We start from the raw sequence: 17,538 nt of genomic DNA on the forward strand, positions 1-17,538 counted from the left end.
AGTCCCTTCTCAGCTAGGCGACGTCTGCAGCCGGTCGTGGTGTGGCGGTCGCCTGCTCCTACGAGGCGCCTGTTGAAGGCGCCTTCGGTCCCTGGGGCAGGACGAAGACGAAGCGACCCCGAAGTCAGGCCGGACGAACCCAGACCACGTAGTTGTTCAGGTGGTGACCGTCGACGACCTTGGACGCACGGTCGCAGGTGATGAGCGCGACGACCGGGGTTTGCGAGGAGCCCCAGACGCGGGCGTCCCTGGTGAGTGCGGTCTTGTTGATCGACTGCCGCTCGGTGACCTTCCAGGCCAGGGTGCGTCCGTTGCTGCACTTCACCGAGACGGACGCGCCGATCGCGACGCGGTCGAGTTCGTAGAAGTCGTCCGGCCCGTCGTACGTCACGTGACCGGCGACGACGGAAACGCCCTTGTCGCCGGGCTGCGGCGATTTGTCGTACCACATGGTGGTGCGGGCGGGCGGGTAGATCTGGCCCTGGGAGTTCGTGCCCATGGCGACGATCGGCTCGGTGATCCCGACGCTCGGGACGTCGACCCTCGTCGGCACGCAGCCCTGTCCGGGGGTCGCAGCGATCGATGTCGGACGACTGTTGTCCTTCGGCTGGGGCACCACCGTCGACGTCGTCGAAGAGCCGGCCGGGCTACTGGTCGCTGAGGTCGGAGTCGATACGGATGTCCCCGGGGCAGAACCGGATTCGGGGGACGAGGATGCACCGCTGGTGCCGCTGGAGGTCTGGTTCGTCGAGCCAGGATCGGCAGGGGCCGAACTGGTGCCCGAGACGCCGGTCGTCCCGGAGGTGGCCGACGTGGCGGCGCCGTCGCCCGCGTCGTCGGAGCACCCGGCGAGCAGTCCCGTCGCCAGGGCGGTTGCGGCCAAGGTGGCGGGAACGAGTGCGGAGCGCATCGGATCAGTCCTTGCTCGGGCCGGTCGGGACGCGTTCAGCCTAGGCGGTCGCGCGCTGCTCCGCTGCCGCCCGGTGACGCATCGCGTGGGCGATGCGTCCGGAGTCGATGCGCAGTTCCCGCAGGTTGCCGCTGATCGGGTTGGTGTAGCCGATGAACCACGTTCCCTCAGCACCGCAGCGCCCGGCGCCTGATGTCCGCGGGAGACGACGGGGCGTCCGTGCTCGTCCAGCACGCCGAGATCGCCGATGAGCGGTTCCAATCCCTGGGTGTATCCGGTGATCGAAGCAGGCTCGCTTACGTGCCGGGAACCATGAATCGCAGTTCGACGTCGCACTGCCGGTTCACACGCCCCGCGCGGCGGGGCCCGAGAGGGAGAAACACCGTGAAGAACACGGTTCGTACGCGGGCAGCGGCAGCGCTGGTGGTAGCCGGAATGGCGGCGGGGATCGGCGTCGTCGCCTCACCCGCAGCGCAGGCGGTCGACGACGACATCCAGACCTGCCGGGTCAAGACCAGTAGCGGCACAGTGATGGCGTCCTACAAGGTGACGCGATACAACGGCAAGCTGCGCGACAAGGTCGTCATCAAGCCGATCTACTACAAGACCAACAGCAACTACACCTTCCGCGGACTGTCCGCAGTGATGATGCAGCACAGCTGGGTCGGCGGAAATCGGTGGGGGGGCTACTACATCACGCGAGGTGTGTGGGACACGATCACGATGGAGTCCGCGCGCGGCACGAACGCCCGCGGGGCCGAGGTGCACATCCGACTCGACCACAAGAAGCTCGGGTCGTACGCCGACGTGGACAAGACCTGCAAGGTCTTCTTCTACTGACCGATGTTCAACAACGCCGGCACCTCACGGGGTGCCGGCGCTTCGTCGTTCCAGAGCGCGCATGCCTGCGCGCATCATCAGTCGATGGTTGAGGACCAGCACCGGTGCGCCGATGCTGGCTGCAAGACCGTAGCCGCGCTTGGTGGCGACGGCCTCCTGGTCGTAGACCAGTCGGGCTCGTCCGGCTTCAGGGGAGACGACGAACTGCGTCCAACCGGTCAGGTCGCCTTCAAGCGAGGCCTTGAGCGTCCCACTGGTGGGATCTTCCACCATCGCAATCAGCTTGATTCGGAACGTGATCGGTAGTACTGAGCGAATGGCGACGTGGCCGCTGACGTCGTCGATGCGTTCGACCGAATGCACCTGCGGCCACCACAGCGGCCAGCTGTCGATGTCGCGCAATACCTCGAAGACCCGGCCGGGCGCGGCGTCCAGATCGAACTCGGAGTGGAACCGGAAGAGGCGGGTCACGAGGGATTCGACGAACGAGGAACGCGCACCACGAGCGACTTCGGTTTGATCGAGATCCGGACGGCGAGCGCGTGCTCGTGCACCTCACCGTCGATCTCGACGCGGGTCGGTTCCTCGCACTCGATCCGGATCGACTCCGCGGTGCGGTGCCGCACCTGGGACGTGGTCCGGGTCGAGGCCGACAGCACCTGCGTGATCAACGGCGCCCATGAGGCGCGCTCGGCAGACAGTTCGAGGACGTCCAGGACGCCGTCGTCGGGCTCGGCGTCCGGCATCAGGCGCACGCCACCGGTCAGGCGTCCGCAATTGCCGACCAGCACGGTCGTCAGTGGACGCTCATCCTCGAAGTCGTTGTCGTCCAATGCGATTCGCATCGGCGTGCGCCGGGCGTTGATGTGCCGTAGTCCCGCGATCGGGTAGGCGAGCCAGCCGGCTCGCGCCTTGAGGCGTTCGGACGTCGACGCCATGATCTCGGCGTCCAGCCCGCACCCGGTCATCACCGTGCAGATCGCGGACTCGTCCGCGACCCCGTCCCCGGTGGTGTCGATCTCCACGAACAGCGTGTCGATCGCCCGGTCGCGGCCGGCGAGCGCTGCCCGCAGCGCGACCTTGCGATTGCGGATCGGCAAGCCCAGGTTGCGGGCGAGCAGGTTTCCGGTGCCGGCAGGAAGGATCGCGAGCGGGATGCCACTTCCGAGGAGCGTGGTCGAGACGTTCCGGACCGTCCCGTCGCCGCCGAGGGCAACGACCAGATCGACCTGGTCGGAGATCGCCTGTTGGGTCTGACCGAACCCCGGATCCTCGATCGTCGTCTCGTGCCAGACGGGCGCCGCCCAGCCATGACGACGCATCACCTGCTCCACCTCGCGGTGCAGCAGGCGCATGTCCTTGATCTTGATCGGGTTGACGACCACCGCAGCGCGCTTCATGGCGGGCCCAAGCCTGCCAGCCGATGCGGCCTTGCAGTAAACCGGGAGGTAATGGGTCTGGCTCAGCGACTAGCCTGGCTCGCGTGATCGACATCAAGTTGCTGCGCGAGAACCCCGACGCCGTCAAAGCCAGCCAGCGTGCCCGTGGCGAGGACGAGTCCGTCGTCGACAAGATTCTGGACGCCGACAAGGCGCGCCGATCCTCACTCGGTGAGTTCGAGCAGCTGCGCGCGCAGCAGAAGTCGGTCAGCAAGGAGGTCGGCGCGGTGATGGGCCGCCTCAACAAGGCGAAGAAGGCCGGCGAGGACGTCAGCGAACTCGAGGCCGAGGCCGACCGCGTCCGTGGCGAAGCCGCCACCCTCGCCGCACGGGTCAAGGAACTGGACGCCGCCGCCGACACCGAGGGCGATGCGTTCACCGCCCTGATGCGTCAGGTCGGCAATGTCGTCATCGACGGTGTGCCCGCCGGTGGGGAGGAGAACTTCGTCACCATCGAGGAGCGCGGCACCAAGCCGACCTTCGACTTCGAGCCGCTCGACCACCTCGCCCTCGGCGAGAAGCTGGGCGCCATCGACATGGAGCGCGGCGCGAAGGTGTCGGGCTCGCGGTTCTATTACCTCAAGGGTCAGGGCGCGGTGCTCGCCCAGGCGCTGATGGCGTACTGCCAGCAGATCGCCCGCGAAGAGGGACTCACCCCGCTGATGGTGCCCAACCTCGTGCTGCGCCGGACGATGGCGGGCGCCGGGTTCATCGACAGCCACGCGGACGAGGTCTACCTGCTCGAAGCCGACGACCTGTTCCTCACCGGCACCTCCGAGGTGGCGCTCGCCGGCTACCACGCCGACGAGATCCTCGATCTGAACAATGGTCCGCTGCGTTACTCGGCGACGTCCACCTGTTACCGCCGCGAGGCCGGTTCGTACGGCAAGGACACCCGCGGCATCTTCCGCGTGCACCAGTTCACCAAGACGGAGATGTTCATCTACTGCAAGCCTGAGGACGCCGAGGCCGAGCACGACCGCCTGCTGCGCATCGAGAAGCGGGTGCTGGACGGCCTCGAGGTGCCCTACCGGATCATCGACGTCGCCGCCGGCGACCTGGGCGGGCCCGCCGCACGCAAGTTCGACTGCGAGGCATGGGTGCCCACGCAGGACACCTACCGCGAGCTCACCTCGACCTCGAACTGCACCACCTACCAGGCCCGCCGCCTCGGTGTCCGATACCGCGGCGCCGACGGTAAGCCGGAGGTCGCGGCGACGCTGAACGGCACGATGCTCACCGACACGCGTCCGATCGTCGCCCTGCTGGAGAACCACCAGCAGGCGGACGGTTCGGTGCGGATGCCGGCCGCGCTGCAGCCGCTCGTCGGCACGGACGTCCTCAAGCCGATCGCCTAGGTCGAGCGCTTCTGCCGCTACTTGTTCCAGCGCCGCGCAACGGTCCTGCACTAACCTCGCTCTGGGGAATCGCCGGTGCCCACCATCGGCGCTCGGATCAAGAGGAGTTGGACGTGTCCGACAATCAGGGAGCAGGCGGCTGGGATCAGCCGACTCACGCCATGCCGAAGTTGCCGCCGCAGGGCGGGCAGTCCGACCCTCGGCAGGGCGGTCAGCACGGATCGCGGCCGGGAGCCAACTCCGGCCCACAGCAGGGTAATTCGGGTAACTCCTACGGCCAGCAGGGCGGTTACGGACAACAGCCGCAGCAGGGCGGCCCCGGCTACGGCCAGGGTCAGCAGGGTGGCGGTCAGTACGCAAACCCGCAGCAGGGTGGCCCGGGGTACGGCCCCGGTCAGCAGGGTGGACCCGGCTACGGCGGCCCTGCGCAGGGTGGTCAGTACGGCGGCCCGCAGGGTGGTCCCGGCTACGGACAGCCGCAGTACCCGCAGCAGGGCGGCCCGTACGGTAACCAGCCGCAGGGTCAGTGGAACCAGCCGCAGGGCGGGTACGGCCAGCCCGGCTATTCCGGTGCTTCCGCCACCACGACCCGTCCGAGCGGTCTGGGCAAGACGTTGGGTTGGGCGTTGCTCGCTCTCGGTCTGCTGCTCGCGCTCGTCACCTTCGGCACGTGGGCCAGCGCCAACGTGAAGATGAACACTTCCGGCTACAACTTCGACATGAGCTACTCGATCAACGGCTTCGGCAGCGAGTCCTACGAGGGCCTCCCGCCCGGCGCCGACAAGCCGGACGAGTCCGATCAGGAAGGTCGTGACCCGTTCGGTCTGCCGATCCTGTTGATGGGCATCGGTATTGCGGCGATGGGTGTGCTGCGCGGGCTCGGTAAGGGAGGTCGCATCGGCGGCATCGTCGCCGCTGCGCTCGGCGCCATCGCGACGATCTTGGCGTTGCTCGACTGGAGCGAGGTCAAGGAGGACATGGACAAGCTCAAGGACACCGCAACCAGCGGTGCGCAGGTCGACATCAGCACCGGTTGGGGCCTGTGGATGGCTCTGCTGCTCGGACTGGCCACCATCGCGGTGGGACTGGTCTCGGCGTTGAAGAAGTAGCCGACGAACGTTTGCGGAAGGGCGGGGTGCCGGTCGGCGCCCCGCCCTTCGCCATGCACGCAGGGTCGTGCTCGTACAGTGACGACGTGACGAAACTCCTGGTCGGTCTCGACATCGACGGCACCACGATCCACTACGACGGTCACGCGTCCGACCGCGTCCGTAAGGCGGTGTCCGAGACGATCGCCGCCGGGCACGAGGTGGTCATCGCGACCGGTCGCTCGGTCACCGGCACGATGCCGATCGTCGAACTGCTCGGTCTGCAGGCGGGTTACCTCGTCTGCTCCAACGGTGCAGTGACGGCGCAGATCGACCCACAGGAACCGCACGGTTACCGGCTGATCGACAGCATCACCTTCGATCCGCGTCCGGTGCTCGACCGGTTGAAGGGGGCATGGCCGGACGGACTCGTCGCCGTCGAGGTCATCGGCGAGGGTTACCTGGTCAGTGACCACTTCCCGGACGGCGAGCTCGTCGGCGAGGTGCGCGTCGTGCCCTGGGAGGAACTCGCACAGCCGACCACCCGAATCACCTTCCGCTCACCGAGCGGCACCGCCGAGCAGTTCGTCGAGCTCGCCGAGGGCCTCGGACTGCACGGCGTGAACTACGGCGTCGGCTACACCGCCTGGCTCGACATCAACCCCGAGGGTGTCAGCAAGGCGTTCGCGTTGGAGAAGATCCGCGAGCACCTGGAGATCGACCTTGCCGACACCGTCGCGGTGGGCGACCATCGCAACGACCTGGAGATGCTCACCTGGGCCGGGCGTGGTGTGGCGATGGGTCAGGCGCCGGACGACGTGAAGGCTGTCGCGAACGAGGTGACCGGTACCGTCGAGGAAGACGGTCTCGCGCAGGTGCTGGAGTCGCTGTGAGCGATTCCGAGGCGAATCATGGCTGAGTTGACCATCACGTCCGCGGCGAACCCACGCCTGAAGCAGTTGATCTCACTACGGCGCAGGCGAACTCGTGAAGAACTCGGTCTGACCCTGCTCGAGGGGTACGACGAACTCGTGCTCGCGCTCGAAGCCGGCGTCCGGTTACGCACGTTGTACTTCTGCCCGGAGCTGATGCTCGACGCCGACGTGCAGCAGCAGGTGGTGGATGAGGAACGCGACAACGGGGTCGAGGTGGTGCGGCTGGCGCGGCAGGCGTTCGAGAAAGTCGCGTATCGCGAAGGCGCGGACGGCTTCCTCGCTGTGGCTCCGTCCGTCCGACACGGGCTGGACCAGTTGGACCTGCCGGCCGACCCATTGGTGCTCGTCGCCGAGGGGGTGGAGAAGCCGGGCAACCTGGGTGCGATGTTGCGCACTGCGGACGCCGCCGGTGTCGACGCGGTCATCGCTGCCGACCCGGTGACCGACTGGGGCAACCCCAACGTGGTGCGCGGCTCGAAGGGCACGGTGTTCTCGGTGCCGGTCGCCTCCGCTTCCACGGATGAAGCTCTGAACTATCTGCATCGCAACGGTATTCACCTGCTCGCCGCAACGCCCGACACCGAGCTTCTGCATACCGACGCCGACCTCACCGGACCGGTCGCCATCGCGGTCGGCACCGAGAAGTACGGCCTGAGCGACGAAGTGCTGGAGCGGGCGGACGCGCGGATCAGGATCCCGATGGTGGGTCGCGCCAACTCGCTCAACGTCTCGACGTCCGCCGCGATCGTGCTGTACGAGGCGGTGCGTCAACGTGCCCGACGCTGAGCGCCCTCACCTGCGAGTGGTCCGACCAGGGGAGGCCCCCGTGGAGGTGACCCCGATTACGTTCCGGACTGATCGCAGTGGCACGATCTATGGCATGCGAGTCGACCATGTGGTTTATGCCGCTGAGGCCGAGGGCTTGATCCCCACGGCGAAGCGTCTGGGGGAGGCGCTGGGTGTCGAACCCGGCGACAGCGGGGTTCACCCCCGCTTCGGAACGCGCAACGTGATCATCCCGTTGGCGAACCGGCGTTTCATCGAGGTCGTCGAGGTGCTCGACCACCCGGCGTCCGACAAGGCACCGTTCGGCCAGGCCGTCCGCGCCCGTTCCGAGCAGGGTGGCGGCTGGCTGGGCTGGGTCGTCGAGGTTGCTGACATGGGGGCCGCCGAGAAGCTCGTCGGTCGCACCGCGGCGCCCGGCAACCGGCACCGTCCGGACGGCACCGAGGTCACCTGGACACAGTTGGGTGTCAAGGGTCTGATGTCCGATGCTCAGGTGCCGTTCTTCATCGCGTGGGACGGCAACGCGCCGCACCCGTCCGAGATCGGCGACACCGCTGCCGACCTGAGGGCAATGACCATCGCCGGTTCGCCCGACCGCGTGCGTGAGTGGCTCGGCCTGCTCGGTGAGCCGGGCGTCGACCGCGACGAGTGGGAGCCCGGCATCGACTTCGAGTTCGTCGCGCCGCACGGCACGCCCTGCGTCCTGTCGGTCACGTTCGACACACCCGGCGGACGCGTCGAGATCTGATCAACCACGAACCCCGTCTCCCGGTGAGGCGGGGTTCGTCGTTCTCGGCCCGCCGTCGAAATACCCCCGAGGGGTATAGTGACTGCATGGCGGGTTATACCGGGACCAAGGACGACTACCTCAAGCGGCTGCGCCGGATCGAAGGCCAGGTGCGCGGCATCCAGCGCATGGTCGAGGACGACACCTATTGCATCGATGTCCTCACTCAGGTCAGCGCGATCACCAAGGCGCTGCAGGCAGTCAGCCTCGGGTTGCTGGAGGACCACATCGGACACTGCGTCGTCGACGCTGCCCGTGAATCGGACGAGGCCGCCCAGGCCAAGGTGCGGGAGGCGTCCGACGCCATCGCACGCCTCGTGAAGAGCTGACGAAGGAGAACTGCAATGGAAACCAAGAAGATCACCGTCTCGGGCATGACCTGCGGGCACTGCGTGGGTGCGGTCACGGAAGAACTCACGTCGATCGACGGTGTGCAGGACGTGCAGATCGACCTCGTTGCCGGCGGTGATTCGCCCGTCACGATCACCAGTGACGCCCCGATCGCGGACGCCGACATCGCGGCTGCTGTCGACGAGGCGGGCTACCAGCTCGCCTGACTCTCACGCCATGGGTCGATGATCGGTCCCCGCTCCTTCCGGCACCTGACGTGCAGCGCTCGGCGGGAGTCACATCCAGGGACAGCCCAACGACGGTCTCGGCTCGAGTTGGTGGCCGCCGGGTGAGTCAGTGGTCCTTGACGGACTTCGACCTGCTCCCATGGCCACCAACTCCGCCGTAGGCCACCACATCACGACCCCGATCTGGGCCTCAGTCAGCGAGTTCTTCCGGAAGTTCGGCCACCTGCAACGCGCACCACGGACTCACGTCGCGTTCGCCGGAGAGCACCTGTGAACGGAACGCGGCCCAGTCGTGCCACTCGATGGCGGCGACCTCAGCCGGGTCGGGGCTCAGGTCGTCCGGCTCGGTGCAAACGGCGACGTAGACCGGACAGACTTCGTTCTCGACGATTCCGTTGTCCATCACCGCGCGATACCGGAAATCCGGCAGGGCCGGGCGGAGATCGGTGAGTTCGATGCCGAGTTCCTGGCGGGTGCGGCGCCGGACGGCGTCCTCGACCGACTCGCCAGGAGCAGGGTGGCCGCAGCAACTGTTCGTCCACGCACCGGGCCAGGTCTCCTTGCGCAGCGCCCGTTTGGTCACCAGCACGCGTCCGGACTCATCGATGACGTAGCAGGAGAACGCAAGGTGCAGGGGTGTCGATTCGTTGTGCACCTCGCTCTTGGGGCAGGTGCCGACGGCGTTGCCGTGCTCGTCCAGCAGGACGACTTCTTCAATGGTCTGTGCAGTCATCTGCTGCCTCCTGAACTCGGGATACGGAGTACTGGTGAAGTACTGGTGCATTCGGTGCCGGGCTCGGCAGAGGTGCTGTGGTGCTGGACGGTCGCAGCTTCCGGCTCGCCGCGATCGCGACGACGGCGACCAGCCAACCGACAAGCACATCGATGACGTAGTGCTCTGCGGTGAGCACGAGCGTCACTGCCATTCCCACGACGTAGGTACCGAGCAGGACGCGTCCGCGTCGTCCGACGTGGGGCGCGAGGAACAGCGCCACCAGCAGCGCGGCTCCGGCGTGCAGGGACGGCATCGCCGCTACCGGGTTGCTGCCGTCCTGCAGGCCTTCGAGCAGCTGCCCGATCGGTCGCAGGTGCAGGTAGTCCCAGCCGCTGGCCGAGGTGCGAACGACCGGTCCGATCTCACCGCGGTCCGACGCCCACCACGGCGGCGCGGCCGGGTAGAGCACGTACCCGGCCATGCCGAGGGTGCTGAAGGCCAGGACGGCGCCGATCCAGCGCGTGAACCGGGCGCGGATGCGGAACCACGCCAGCGCCGTCACCAACGGGATACCTATGAAGTGGGTCACATAGATGACCGACGCGACGGCGTCGCACCAGTGCGGTTCCCCCATCGCGAAGTGCTCCTGCAGCCAGACGGTCGGCACCGCTGTGAAAAAGCTGCGGTCGACATCCGCGGGGCCGGAAACCTGCAGGCCGATCCCGATGCGGTTGGTGGCGTGGGTCGGGTCGTCGAGCAGCGGCGCGGTGATCCAGTGGGTGAGCGCGTACCCGATCAGGACGAGGGACAGCGGCGACAGCGCGATCAGCAACTGGGCAATGGGCCCGTGCCGCGTTGGTTCGACCTCTCGCTCGGACCTCGGGGTCACGGTTGAATTCGTCATCGCGCCCGCCGCAGGAGAGGCTCAGTGCGGAAGCGGTTGTATCGCTGAATCGCTATGAACGGCAGGTTGATCGCGATTCCGTACCCGATGAGCACGGCAGCGATCGCGGGCGGGTTCCACAGCATGAACACCGGGCCGGCGAGCATCGCCCACCAGTGGCCGAGTTCGGCGCGGCGGGTCTCGCGGACGAACAGTTTCAGACCGGATTGGTCGAGGGCGGGCAGCTCGCGTTTGCTGACCCCGCCGGCGAACAGCGCGCCGGCCTCCGGCAGAGCGTCCTTCCATCGGTTGATCCGCAACCGGCGGCGGTACCAGCGTCCGCCCTGCTCGAAGGCGAGCGGGCGCAACAGCCGGTGATCTCGGGCGAGCCACTGCGGGGTGAGTCGGTGGGCTGCGTATCCCGTCGCCGCATGGATGACACCCCAGGCGGCGATGTCGGCCAACACGGTCCAGCCCTGCGGCATGACGTAGTCGAGCATCACGCCCCCAACCGCACGGTCCGCTCGCGCCAGCGCACCGAGCCGCGCAGGGTGTTCACGGTGGAGATTGCGAACAACAGGTCGAAGGCCAGGAGGGGCAGCGGGAACAGTGCCCAGGTCCACCAGCGGAAGGACCCGACACGGCGCAGAACGACCCGGAGTTGGAGTGCGAACACCATCCACGCGACCAGCCATATGCCCGCGGGAAGAGCCTCGTCAGCGTCGCCGGCAGCCGTCCACAGGGCGAACAGTGTGTTCACGGCGACGAGGTGGTGGGCGCAGATCCACAGCCCGGTGGCAAGGCCGGCCCGCGGATCAGTGGCGGCTGCACCGGACGCCATGTTCTTGGTCCATCCGGCGACCAGCTGTCGAATTCCGTTGGGATAGCTGCGCATTCGGATCTGCGAACCACCGGCAACGCAGTACACCGACAGCCCGGCCTTCTCGTAGGCGGCTGCCAGTTCGACGTCGTCCAGGATCTTCCCACGCACCGCTGCGTGCCCGCCTGCGCGCTCGTAGTCGTCTCGGGAGGTGAGCAGACAGGGGCCGAAGGCCATCGGACGTCGTCCGACTCCGGACGCGAACACACCGCTGGCCATCACCGCGACGGCGTTGAAGTATGCAGACAGTTGCTCATAAGTGCGCTGCACCCGGTGGTACGGCTGCACGGAGATCAGGCCGCCGAACCTTCGATGCAGGTCGACGATGCCGCCGAGGGCGCCGGACGCGAGCACCGTGTCGGCGTCCAGGAACAGCAGTAGTTCCGCGTCGGTGGAGTTGGCTCCGACGTGACAGGCCCACGCCTTGCCGGTCCACCCCGGCGGAGGGGTGCCGGGCGAGATCACCTCGACGCCGGCCTCGCGGGCGAGGGCGACCGTCGCATCCGTCGATGCGTCGTCGACGACGAGCACGCGCACCGGGACGGTCGACCGGTCCAAGGATTCGAGTAAGGCCGGCAAGGATGCCTGCTCGTTGCGAGCCGGAATGATCGCGCACACGTCACCGGCGGCGCTTCCGCCCGCAGCGACGACGCGGAACCGGAGCATCAGCCCGTAGCCGGCGAGTACGGCGGCGACGAGCACCACCGCGTACAGCACCTCAAGCATGGTGATCCGCAGGAGTCAGTCGCAGGGGCATCCCGCCGCGCGGATGCACAGCAACGAGCGTCTCCGGCTCCGGCCGCGTCCAGCCCGCAGGCGTGTCGAGCCGGTAGGACGACAACAGTTCGCCGATCACCACGAGCATCTCGCCTAGCGCGAAGTCACGTCCGATGCACAGCCGCGGACCCTGTCCGAACGGGATGTAACCCGATGTCGGAACGCCCTGTATGAATCGCTCCGGCCGGAATTGCGTTGGCTCGGGCCAGGATTCGCCTCGTCGGTGCAACAGCCACGGGCTGATGATCGCCAATGTGCCTGCCGGGAGGTCGACGTCGCCGACCCGCTCGGCAGCGAGTGAACGCCGGGAGATCGCCCAGGCAGGCGGGTACAAGCGCAGAGCCTCGTCGATGGCCGCACGGGTGATCGGCAGTTGCTCGCGGGGGGTCAACATGGAAACCGGCGAACCGAGCGCGCCGAGTTCGGCGCGCATCCGATCCTGAATCTCGGTGTGCTCGGCCAGCAACATGAGCGTCCAGCTGAGCGCGGCGGCGACGGTCTCGTGACCGGCGATCACCATCGTGATCAGTTCGTCCCTGATCTCGACGTCGGTGAGCTCGCTGTCGATGAGCAGACCGAGCAGATCGTCGCCGTGAAAGTCAGGCGTCGAGGGCGCGGCTGTCCGGCGTCGAGCGGCGATGATGTCGGTAGCCACCGCGTCGAGTTCCCTCCGCGCCGAACGCAATCGGAGGTTCGTACGGGTCGGCGCCCACTGTGCGGTCGGCAGCACCGATCGACCGAGGCGGACGATGAACTCGGCCGCGGCGCTGGATGCGTCGAGGAGGCGTTCGGTGCTGGCGGTGAGGTCGCTGGAGAAGATGGCACGGCCGACTGCGTCCAGGCCGATGCGATGCATCAGCGGACTGACGTCGACGACGGACCCCGAGTGGGCAGTAGGGGTTTGATCGGCGAGGACGGTGCGTGCGGCGTCACGCACCTGCTCGCTGACTGCCTCCAGACGCCGGCGGTGGAAAGCCGGCGCGGCCAGGCGTCGGTGCTCGATCCAGTTCGGTTCGGCGCAGGCAAGCAGGCCGGGCCCGGTCACCCGGGCCAGCGCGGCATACTGCACGGTCTGCTTGCCCCAGTTGCGAGCCGAGGTCTGCAGCACCTGGCGAACGTGAGCAGGGTCGTTCAGCAACACGGCCGGTGCACCGGGCACGGGGAAGGCGACGGTGTCGCCGAAGCGTTCGGTCACCTCGGTCAGGAAGGTGAGCGGGTCGCGACGCACCGACCGAAAGGCACGCGCCATGTCGGCCGAACTCGGCCCTGGCACACCGATATCGGCCGGTTGCAGCGCTGCCAGCCGGGCAGCGAGATTCATGCCGATGCCTTCTCCCGACGTCCCGACCAGACCCACACCGCGCAACTGGTGAGCACCAACGCGAATCCGAAAGCGAGGTCCTCCACAGGGGCGAAGAGAAGGCGTCCACGTCCGAACGCCACGACCTCGGAGTCGCCGATGATGACGTCAGGGTTGTACTGGACGATGCGGCGGCCGGTCAGCCAACCGTTGGTCAGGATCTGGAAGAACACGATGATCGCGTACGACAACCACCACGTGCGGGACGTGGTCAGCCGGGTGCGCAGACCCCAGCGGTCGACAGCGATGCTCGCCACGACCCCGAGGACGGCCAGGACGGTGTACGACATCAGCGTTCCTGTCCGTCGGCCGGGTCACGTCGGACCGTTGCGCGAATACCGCCGTGGCGCAGGACTGTTCGGACCCCTTCGAAGGTGATGACGCTGACGATGGGGATTACGACGAAGAAGAGGATCTCCTCCGGTGGCAGACCGCCGATACGCCAGGGCAGGGTCTGATCGGCGTCGAACCACCAGTGTCCGGCGTGGGTCACCAGCACGTCCCAGATCAGGAACGGAGTTCCGGCGAGGACCACGGTGAGCAGCAGCCGGCGCCACCTGCGGCCCAGCTCCAGCCCGAACGCGGGGACCAACGGCAGCGTCGCGCCCACGCAGAAGACCAGCATCGCCAGGTAGGCGAAGCGTTCGAGACTCATCGACCGTCCACCAGGGTCGGGGAACTGGACCGATCGCCGGTGAGGCGCTTGAGCACGAGTTCGGCGCTGATCAGGCACATCGGTAGTCCGACGCCCGGCACCGTGCTGGCACCCGCGTAGTAGAGCCCGTCCACTTTCGACGACACGTTCGACGGGCGCAGGAAGGCGCTCTGGCGCAGCGTGTGCTCCAGACCGAGCGCGCCGCCGCGCCAGGCGTTGTAGTCGTCGGCGAAGTCGGCGGGACCGATGGTGTGCCGCACCAGGATTCGCTCCCGCAGATCGGGTACGTCCGCCCACTGCGTAATTTGGTCGATGGCCGCATCGACGGCTCGCTCGACCTGCTCGTCGCCGGTGCCGTCCGGGCCGCCGTGGCCGATCTCGGTGTCGGCAGGGACAGGAATCAGCACGAACAGGTTCTCGTGCCCCTCGGGGGCCACGCTCGGGTCGGTCGCCGACGGCTTGCAGACATAAATGGACGCGGGTTCGGGGACGCGCGCAGCTTTGCCGAAGATGTCGCCGAAATTCTGTTTCCAGTCCGCGGTGAAGAACAAGGAGTGATGTGGCAGCTGCGGCATCTCACCTTCCACACCGAGGAGGGCGAGCACCGCACCGGGCCCGGGTGAGCGCTTGGTCCACGCCTTCTCCGGGTGGGTCTGCTGCTTCTCGGGGAGCAGGGTGGTCTCCAGGTGGTGCAGATCGGTCGCACCGACGACGACGTCGGCCTCGATCACGGACGCTGCGCCATCCGCGCTGAGGTGCTCGACGCCGGTCACGGTGGGCTTGGCGGATCCGTCGGTCAGAATCCGGGTGACAGCCGAGCCTGTGTGCAACCGGGCTCCGTGCTTCTCGGCAAGCGCCGCGATCACGCGGATGAGTTCGGTGAAACCACCCTGTGGGTAGAGCACCGATCCGGCGATGTCGAGCCGGCTCATCAGGTGGTACATGCTCGGCGCGCGATCCGGTGAAGAACCGAGGAAGACCGCCGGGTATCCCAGGATCTGACGAATTCGGTTGTCGCTGAAGCGATCCGCGACGAACCCTTCGAGCGACTGGGTCAGCAACCGGGACAGTTTCGGACTGCGCCGGATGACGTCGGTGCCGAAGAACGACGCCGTCGAATCGAAGTTGGAGTAGAGGAAGCGGCGCATCGCCATGTCGTACGTGTCCTGCGCCGACGACAGGTAAGCGTCCAGGCTCTTGCCCGCGCCCGGCTCCAGCGACTCGAAGACGGCCCGGTTGACATCGCGGTCCGGACGGACGTCGACGGACTCGGGGTGATCCTGGAAGAACACTCGATAGCTCGGGTCGAGCCGGACCAGGTCGAGTTCGCTCTCGACGGTGGTGCCGAGAAGCTCGAAGAAATGCTCGAACACTTCGGGCATCAGGTACCAGGACGCGCCGGTGTCGAACCGGAAACCGTCCCGCTCCAGGCTGCCGACGCGGCCGCCCAGTACGTCGTTCTTCTCCAACAGATCGACGTCGTGGCCCTGGGCCGCGAGCAGACCCGCAGTGGCCAGACCGGCGATCCCACCACCGATGACCACGACCCGTCGCGAACCGGTACCCGCCGTCATCGCAGGTCCTGACGAACGGCATTGCCGGCGATGCGCAGCTTGACGCGTCCGGGCACACGAACCCGTTCGCGTCGGATCTGCTCGGCCGGCGTGGCGCGTAGACGGACGCCGAGTTCGGCGAACGTGTCGTGTGCGGCCTGGACGGCTCGTCGGCTGGACGGGGGGAGGTGGTCGATGGCGTTCTGGGCAGCCGCGAGGTCGGCGTCGATGTCGTTCAGGATGCGGTCGCGATCGGCGTCGGTGAAGTTGTCGGGGTCGACCCCGGGGAAGTAGCCACGGTCGAGGGTATCCGTGTCCTGGGCGAGGTCGCGCAGGAAGTTGATGTTCTGGAACGCGGCGCCGAGCCGTCGCGCCCCCGGCGCCAGTTCGTCGTACCGCGCGGACCGGTCCGCCTCGGTCGCCAGGAAGACCCGCAGGCACATCAACCCGACGACCTCCGCCGACCCGTAGACATAACGGTCGATGCTTTCGGGTGTGTGCGGTGCGGGGTCGAGGTCACGCGCCATCGATGCGAAGAAGGGGTCGATGAGGTCATCGCCGATGTCGCAGGCCCGAGCGGTCAGCGCGAAGGCGTGCACAATGAGGTTCGCGCTGTAGCCGGTGACCAGGGACTGGCGGACGTCGGCGAGGAGCGCGTCCAGCATGGCCGAGCGCTCGGTGCTGCCCAGGTCCGCATCCGGGTTGTCGACGATCTCGTCGGCGATCCGGACCAGTGCGTACACGTTGCGGACGTGGCCGCGCACCGGCTCACGCAGCAGCCGGGATGCCATCCCGAACGAGCTGGAATACCGGCGGATCACCAGGTCGGCACCGGCCCGGGCCACCGAGTCGTAGAGCTCGTTCGTGCCATGAACACTCCTCATGCCGCTTCGCTGTCGTCGAGCAGCAGGGTGAGGCTGTCGGTGATGATCGACGGCAGTTCCGTGGGCAGGCCGAGCGCCGTGATGTGCGCCTGCGCGAGGCGCAGGTGCTCGTGCATCAGCCCGGTCACGAACTCTCGGGAGCCGTTCCGGGTCAGCAGTCGGCGCACTTCTGCCAGCTCGGCGTCGCCGAGGTCGCGTCCGAGATGACTGTCGATCTCGTCCCACTCGTCGGTGGAACGTGCGTGGCTCAGCAGCGGGGTCTGCTTGCGGGTGCGCAGATCGCAGGTCGTGCTCTTACGGGTCAGATCCGGATTGCCGAACACACCCAGCAGGTCGTCCGCGAGTTGGAAGGCGACGCCGAGGTGGCGTCCGACGACATCGCACTCCTGCACGATGTCGGGTCCGGCACCTGCGAGCAGCGCGCCCGCCTGCAACGGAAGGGAGAAGGAGTAGGCGCTCGTCTTGTGTTCTGCCATCTGCAGGCTGGCGTCGGTGGATGCCGGTTCAAGTCCGAGCGAGAGGCGGACGTCGGCCAGTTCGCCCGCGGTCGTGATCTGCAGCGCAGTGTCGAACAGGTCGAGCAGACGGTTCGTGACGGCGGGGGAGACGCCGCAGGTGGCGATCGCGCGCAACGCCGTGGCCATGGCCAGGTCACCGGCGAGAATCCCTGCGGTGAAGGCGAGTTCGGCGGCTGCGTCCTCGTCCGCGCCGTGCTCTCGAGCCCAGGTGCGGAAGGTGCCACTGACGTTCGGACGCCCGCGACGGATGTCATCCCCGTCGATGACGTCGTCCTGGATGACGAAGGCGGTGTGCAGTAATTCGATCGCCGCACCGACCTGTGCGACAGCCTCGTGCTCGGTGCCGTCGAACGTGTCGTGAGCGGCACGGACGAGAGCCGGCCGGAATCGCTTTCCTCCGATGCTCGCGTCCTCGAGTGCATTCCACAGACGCGTGTGGTCCGGGCTGCTCAAAGCGGCCCTGCTGCGCCCATCCCCGAGCATCGCCGAAAGGGCCCGGTCGGCGGCCGCGGTGTCGCGCCAATGACAAGCAGCCGGCCGAGTACCGGTCTGAGTGGCCATCGAGTCTCCTTGGTCGTGGATTTCTCAGACT

22 protein-coding genes are annotated in these 17,538 nt (G+C 67.4%); 9 read left to right on the forward strand and 13 right to left on the reverse strand.

From position 1 onward, the window contains the following. Positions 1–124: 124 nt before the first annotated feature. The gene (locus ACYU8W_RS12775) at positions 125–499 is read right to left on the reverse strand and encodes a class F sortase (RefSeq protein WP_170221658.1); all 375 of its coding nucleotides are present in this window, start codon (positions 497–499) and stop codon (positions 125–127) included. Between ACYU8W_RS12775 and ACYU8W_RS12780 the strand changes: the two genes are divergently transcribed. Beyond that, positions 498–1,103, forward strand: coding sequence for a hypothetical protein (locus ACYU8W_RS12780; protein WP_499469603.1), 606 nt, complete (start codon positions 498–500; stop codon positions 1,101–1,103). The genes ACYU8W_RS12775 and ACYU8W_RS12780 overlap by 2 nt on opposite strands. Before the next feature lie 191 nt (positions 1,104–1,294). Further along, complete coding sequence (locus ACYU8W_RS12785) at positions 1,295–1,750, forward strand: hypothetical protein (RefSeq protein ID WP_129624418.1); 456 nt, start codon at positions 1,295–1,297, stop codon at positions 1,748–1,750. A gap of 24 nt (positions 1,751–1,774) precedes the next feature. Here the strand turns inward: ACYU8W_RS12785 and ACYU8W_RS12790 are convergent, their stop codons facing one another. Both ACYU8W_RS12790 and ACYU8W_RS12795 read right to left on the reverse strand, forming a co-directional pair. Beyond that, positions 1,775–2,221 carry an SRPBCC family protein gene (locus tag ACYU8W_RS12790; RefSeq protein WP_499469605.1) on the reverse strand — a complete coding sequence of 149 codons (447 nt, stop codon included), beginning with the start codon at positions 2,219–2,221 and terminating at the stop codon, positions 1,775–1,777. Beyond that, on the reverse strand, positions 2,218–3,150 hold the full coding sequence (locus tag ACYU8W_RS12795; protein ID WP_499469606.1) for a diacylglycerol/lipid kinase family protein: 933 nt from the start codon (positions 3,148–3,150) through the stop codon (positions 2,218–2,220). The genes ACYU8W_RS12790 and ACYU8W_RS12795 overlap by 4 nt, the downstream gene beginning before the upstream one ends. A gap of 83 nt (positions 3,151–3,233) precedes the next feature. Between ACYU8W_RS12795 and serS the strand changes: the two genes are divergently transcribed. The 7 genes from serS (at position 3,234) to ACYU8W_RS12830 (ending at position 8,700) form a co-directional block, all read left to right on the forward strand. After that, positions 3,234–4,547 (forward strand): serine--tRNA ligase, encoded by a 1,314-nt coding sequence (gene serS / locus ACYU8W_RS12800; RefSeq protein ID WP_499469608.1) that lies wholly within the window; start codon positions 3,234–3,236, stop codon positions 4,545–4,547. 113 nt (positions 4,548–4,660) lie between these two features. Beyond that, entirely contained in the window at positions 4,661–5,656 is a 996-nt protein-coding gene (locus ACYU8W_RS12805) for a hypothetical protein (RefSeq protein ID WP_499469610.1), read from the forward strand. A gap of 86 nt (positions 5,657–5,742) precedes the next feature. Next, entirely contained in the window at positions 5,743–6,528 is a 786-nt protein-coding gene (locus tag ACYU8W_RS12810; protein ID WP_499469612.1) for an HAD family hydrolase, read from the forward strand. Between the two features lie 18 nt (positions 6,529–6,546). Further along, a complete protein-coding gene (locus ACYU8W_RS12815) occupies positions 6,547–7,356 on the forward strand; it encodes a TrmH family RNA methyltransferase (protein ID WP_129624412.1) in 810 nt (269 codons plus the stop codon). Between the two features lie 94 nt (positions 7,357–7,450). Beyond that, on the forward strand, positions 7,451–8,104 hold the full coding sequence (locus ACYU8W_RS12820) for a VOC family protein (protein ID WP_499469615.1): 654 nt from the start codon (positions 7,451–7,453) through the stop codon (positions 8,102–8,104). A gap of 86 nt (positions 8,105–8,190) precedes the next feature. Then, positions 8,191–8,472, forward strand: a complete 282-nt coding sequence (locus ACYU8W_RS12825) for a metal-sensitive transcriptional regulator (protein ID WP_499469616.1) — start codon at positions 8,191–8,193, stop codon at positions 8,470–8,472. Positions 8,473–8,487: 15 nt separating this feature from the next. After that, a complete protein-coding gene (locus tag ACYU8W_RS12830; protein WP_129624409.1) occupies positions 8,488–8,700 on the forward strand; it encodes a heavy-metal-associated domain-containing protein in 213 nt (70 codons plus the stop codon). A gap of 211 nt (positions 8,701–8,911) precedes the next feature. On the opposite strand, the gene idi is transcribed toward ACYU8W_RS12830, so the two are convergent. From idi to ACYU8W_RS12880, 10 genes are read right to left on the reverse strand one after another with little or no spacing between them, the layout of a single operon-like run. Further along, positions 8,912–9,454, reverse strand: a complete 543-nt coding sequence (gene idi / locus ACYU8W_RS12835) for an isopentenyl-diphosphate Delta-isomerase (RefSeq protein ID WP_129624408.1) — start codon at positions 9,452–9,454, stop codon at positions 8,912–8,914. After that, complete coding sequence (locus ACYU8W_RS12840) at positions 9,435–10,325, reverse strand: phosphatase PAP2 family protein (RefSeq protein WP_499469619.1); 891 nt, start codon at positions 10,323–10,325, stop codon at positions 9,435–9,437. Before ACYU8W_RS12840 ends, idi begins: the two co-directional genes overlap by 20 nt. An 11-nt stretch (positions 10,326–10,336) precedes the next feature. Then, the gene (locus tag ACYU8W_RS12845) at positions 10,337–10,819 is read right to left on the reverse strand and encodes a glycosyl-4,4'-diaponeurosporenoate acyltransferase CrtO family protein (RefSeq protein WP_499469674.1); all 483 of its coding nucleotides are present in this window, start codon (positions 10,817–10,819) and stop codon (positions 10,337–10,339) included. Next, positions 10,819–11,925, reverse strand: a complete 1,107-nt coding sequence (locus tag ACYU8W_RS12850) for a glycosyltransferase family 2 protein (protein WP_499469621.1) — start codon at positions 11,923–11,925, stop codon at positions 10,819–10,821. The genes ACYU8W_RS12845 and ACYU8W_RS12850 overlap by 1 nt, the downstream gene beginning before the upstream one ends. Next, the gene (locus tag ACYU8W_RS12855; RefSeq protein ID WP_499469623.1) at positions 11,918–13,297 is read right to left on the reverse strand and encodes a cytochrome P450; all 1,380 of its coding nucleotides are present in this window, start codon (positions 13,295–13,297) and stop codon (positions 11,918–11,920) included. Before ACYU8W_RS12855 ends, ACYU8W_RS12850 begins: the two co-directional genes overlap by 8 nt. Further along, positions 13,294–13,626: a lycopene cyclase domain-containing protein gene (locus tag ACYU8W_RS12860; RefSeq protein WP_141927384.1), complete on the reverse strand. Its 333-nt coding sequence runs from the start codon at positions 13,624–13,626 to the stop codon at positions 13,294–13,296. The genes ACYU8W_RS12855 and ACYU8W_RS12860 overlap by 4 nt, the downstream gene beginning before the upstream one ends. Continuing rightward, on the reverse strand, positions 13,626–13,991 hold the full coding sequence (locus ACYU8W_RS12865; RefSeq protein ID WP_499469626.1) for a lycopene cyclase domain-containing protein: 366 nt from the start codon (positions 13,989–13,991) through the stop codon (positions 13,626–13,628). The genes ACYU8W_RS12860 and ACYU8W_RS12865 overlap by 1 nt, the downstream gene beginning before the upstream one ends. Further along, on the reverse strand, positions 13,988–15,565 hold the full coding sequence (crtI, locus tag ACYU8W_RS12870; protein ID WP_499469628.1) for a phytoene desaturase family protein: 1,578 nt from the start codon (positions 15,563–15,565) through the stop codon (positions 13,988–13,990). The genes ACYU8W_RS12865 and crtI overlap by 4 nt, the downstream gene beginning before the upstream one ends. Next, positions 15,562–16,428: a phytoene/squalene synthase family protein gene (locus tag ACYU8W_RS12875; protein WP_499469630.1), complete on the reverse strand. Its 867-nt coding sequence runs from the start codon at positions 16,426–16,428 to the stop codon at positions 15,562–15,564. The genes crtI and ACYU8W_RS12875 overlap by 4 nt, the downstream gene beginning before the upstream one ends. After that, positions 16,425–17,507 carry a polyprenyl synthetase family protein gene (locus ACYU8W_RS12880; protein ID WP_499469632.1) on the reverse strand — a complete coding sequence of 361 codons (1,083 nt, stop codon included), beginning with the start codon at positions 17,505–17,507 and terminating at the stop codon, positions 16,425–16,427. The genes ACYU8W_RS12875 and ACYU8W_RS12880 overlap by 4 nt, the downstream gene beginning before the upstream one ends. Between the last annotated feature and the right edge of the window lie 31 nt (positions 17,508–17,538).

The sequence above is a fragment of the Yimella radicis genome (assembly GCF_054778255.1).

Excerpts from the sequence above, each read along its gene's own strand:
- ACYU8W_RS12780 (WP_499469603.1), top strand. The coding sequence starts at position 498 with ATGGCGACGATCGGCTCGGTGATCCCGACGCTCGGGACGTCGACCCTC.
- ACYU8W_RS12775 (WP_170221658.1), bottom strand. The coding sequence starts at position 499 with ATGGGCACGAACTCCCAGGGCCAGATCTACCCGCCCGCCCGCACCACC.
- ACYU8W_RS12795 (WP_499469606.1), bottom strand. The coding sequence starts at position 3,150 with ATGAAGCGCGCTGCGGTGGTCGTCAACCCGATCAAGATCAAGGACATG.
- ACYU8W_RS12815 (WP_129624412.1), top strand. The coding sequence starts at position 6,547 with ATGGCTGAGTTGACCATCACGTCCGCGGCGAACCCACGCCTGAAGCAG.
- ACYU8W_RS12820 (WP_499469615.1), top strand. The coding sequence starts at position 7,451 with ATGCGAGTCGACCATGTGGTTTATGCCGCTGAGGCCGAGGGCTTGATC.
- ACYU8W_RS12825 (WP_499469616.1), top strand. The coding sequence starts at position 8,191 with ATGGCGGGTTATACCGGGACCAAGGACGACTACCTCAAGCGGCTGCGC.
- ACYU8W_RS12830 (WP_129624409.1), top strand. The coding sequence starts at position 8,488 with ATGGAAACCAAGAAGATCACCGTCTCGGGCATGACCTGCGGGCACTGC.
- idi (WP_129624408.1), bottom strand. The coding sequence starts at position 9,454 with ATGACTGCACAGACCATTGAAGAAGTCGTCCTGCTGGACGAGCACGGC.
- ACYU8W_RS12845 (WP_499469674.1), bottom strand. The coding sequence starts at position 10,819 with ATGCTCGACTACGTCATGCCGCAGGGCTGGACCGTGTTGGCCGACATC.
- ACYU8W_RS12850 (WP_499469621.1), bottom strand. The coding sequence starts at position 11,925 with ATGCTTGAGGTGCTGTACGCGGTGGTGCTCGTCGCCGCCGTACTCGCC.
- ACYU8W_RS12855 (WP_499469623.1), bottom strand. The coding sequence starts at position 13,297 with ATGAATCTCGCTGCCCGGCTGGCAGCGCTGCAACCGGCCGATATCGGT.
- ACYU8W_RS12860 (WP_141927384.1), bottom strand. The coding sequence starts at position 13,626 with ATGTCGTACACCGTCCTGGCCGTCCTCGGGGTCGTGGCGAGCATCGCT.
- ACYU8W_RS12865 (WP_499469626.1), bottom strand. The coding sequence starts at position 13,991 with ATGAGTCTCGAACGCTTCGCCTACCTGGCGATGCTGGTCTTCTGCGTG.
- crtI (WP_499469628.1), bottom strand. The coding sequence starts at position 15,565 with ATGACGGCGGGTACCGGTTCGCGACGGGTCGTGGTCATCGGTGGTGGG.
- ACYU8W_RS12875 (WP_499469630.1), bottom strand. The coding sequence starts at position 16,428 with ATGAGGAGTGTTCATGGCACGAACGAGCTCTACGACTCGGTGGCCCGG.
- ACYU8W_RS12880 (WP_499469632.1), bottom strand. The coding sequence starts at position 17,507 with ATGGCCACTCAGACCGGTACTCGGCCGGCTGCTTGTCATTGGCGCGAC.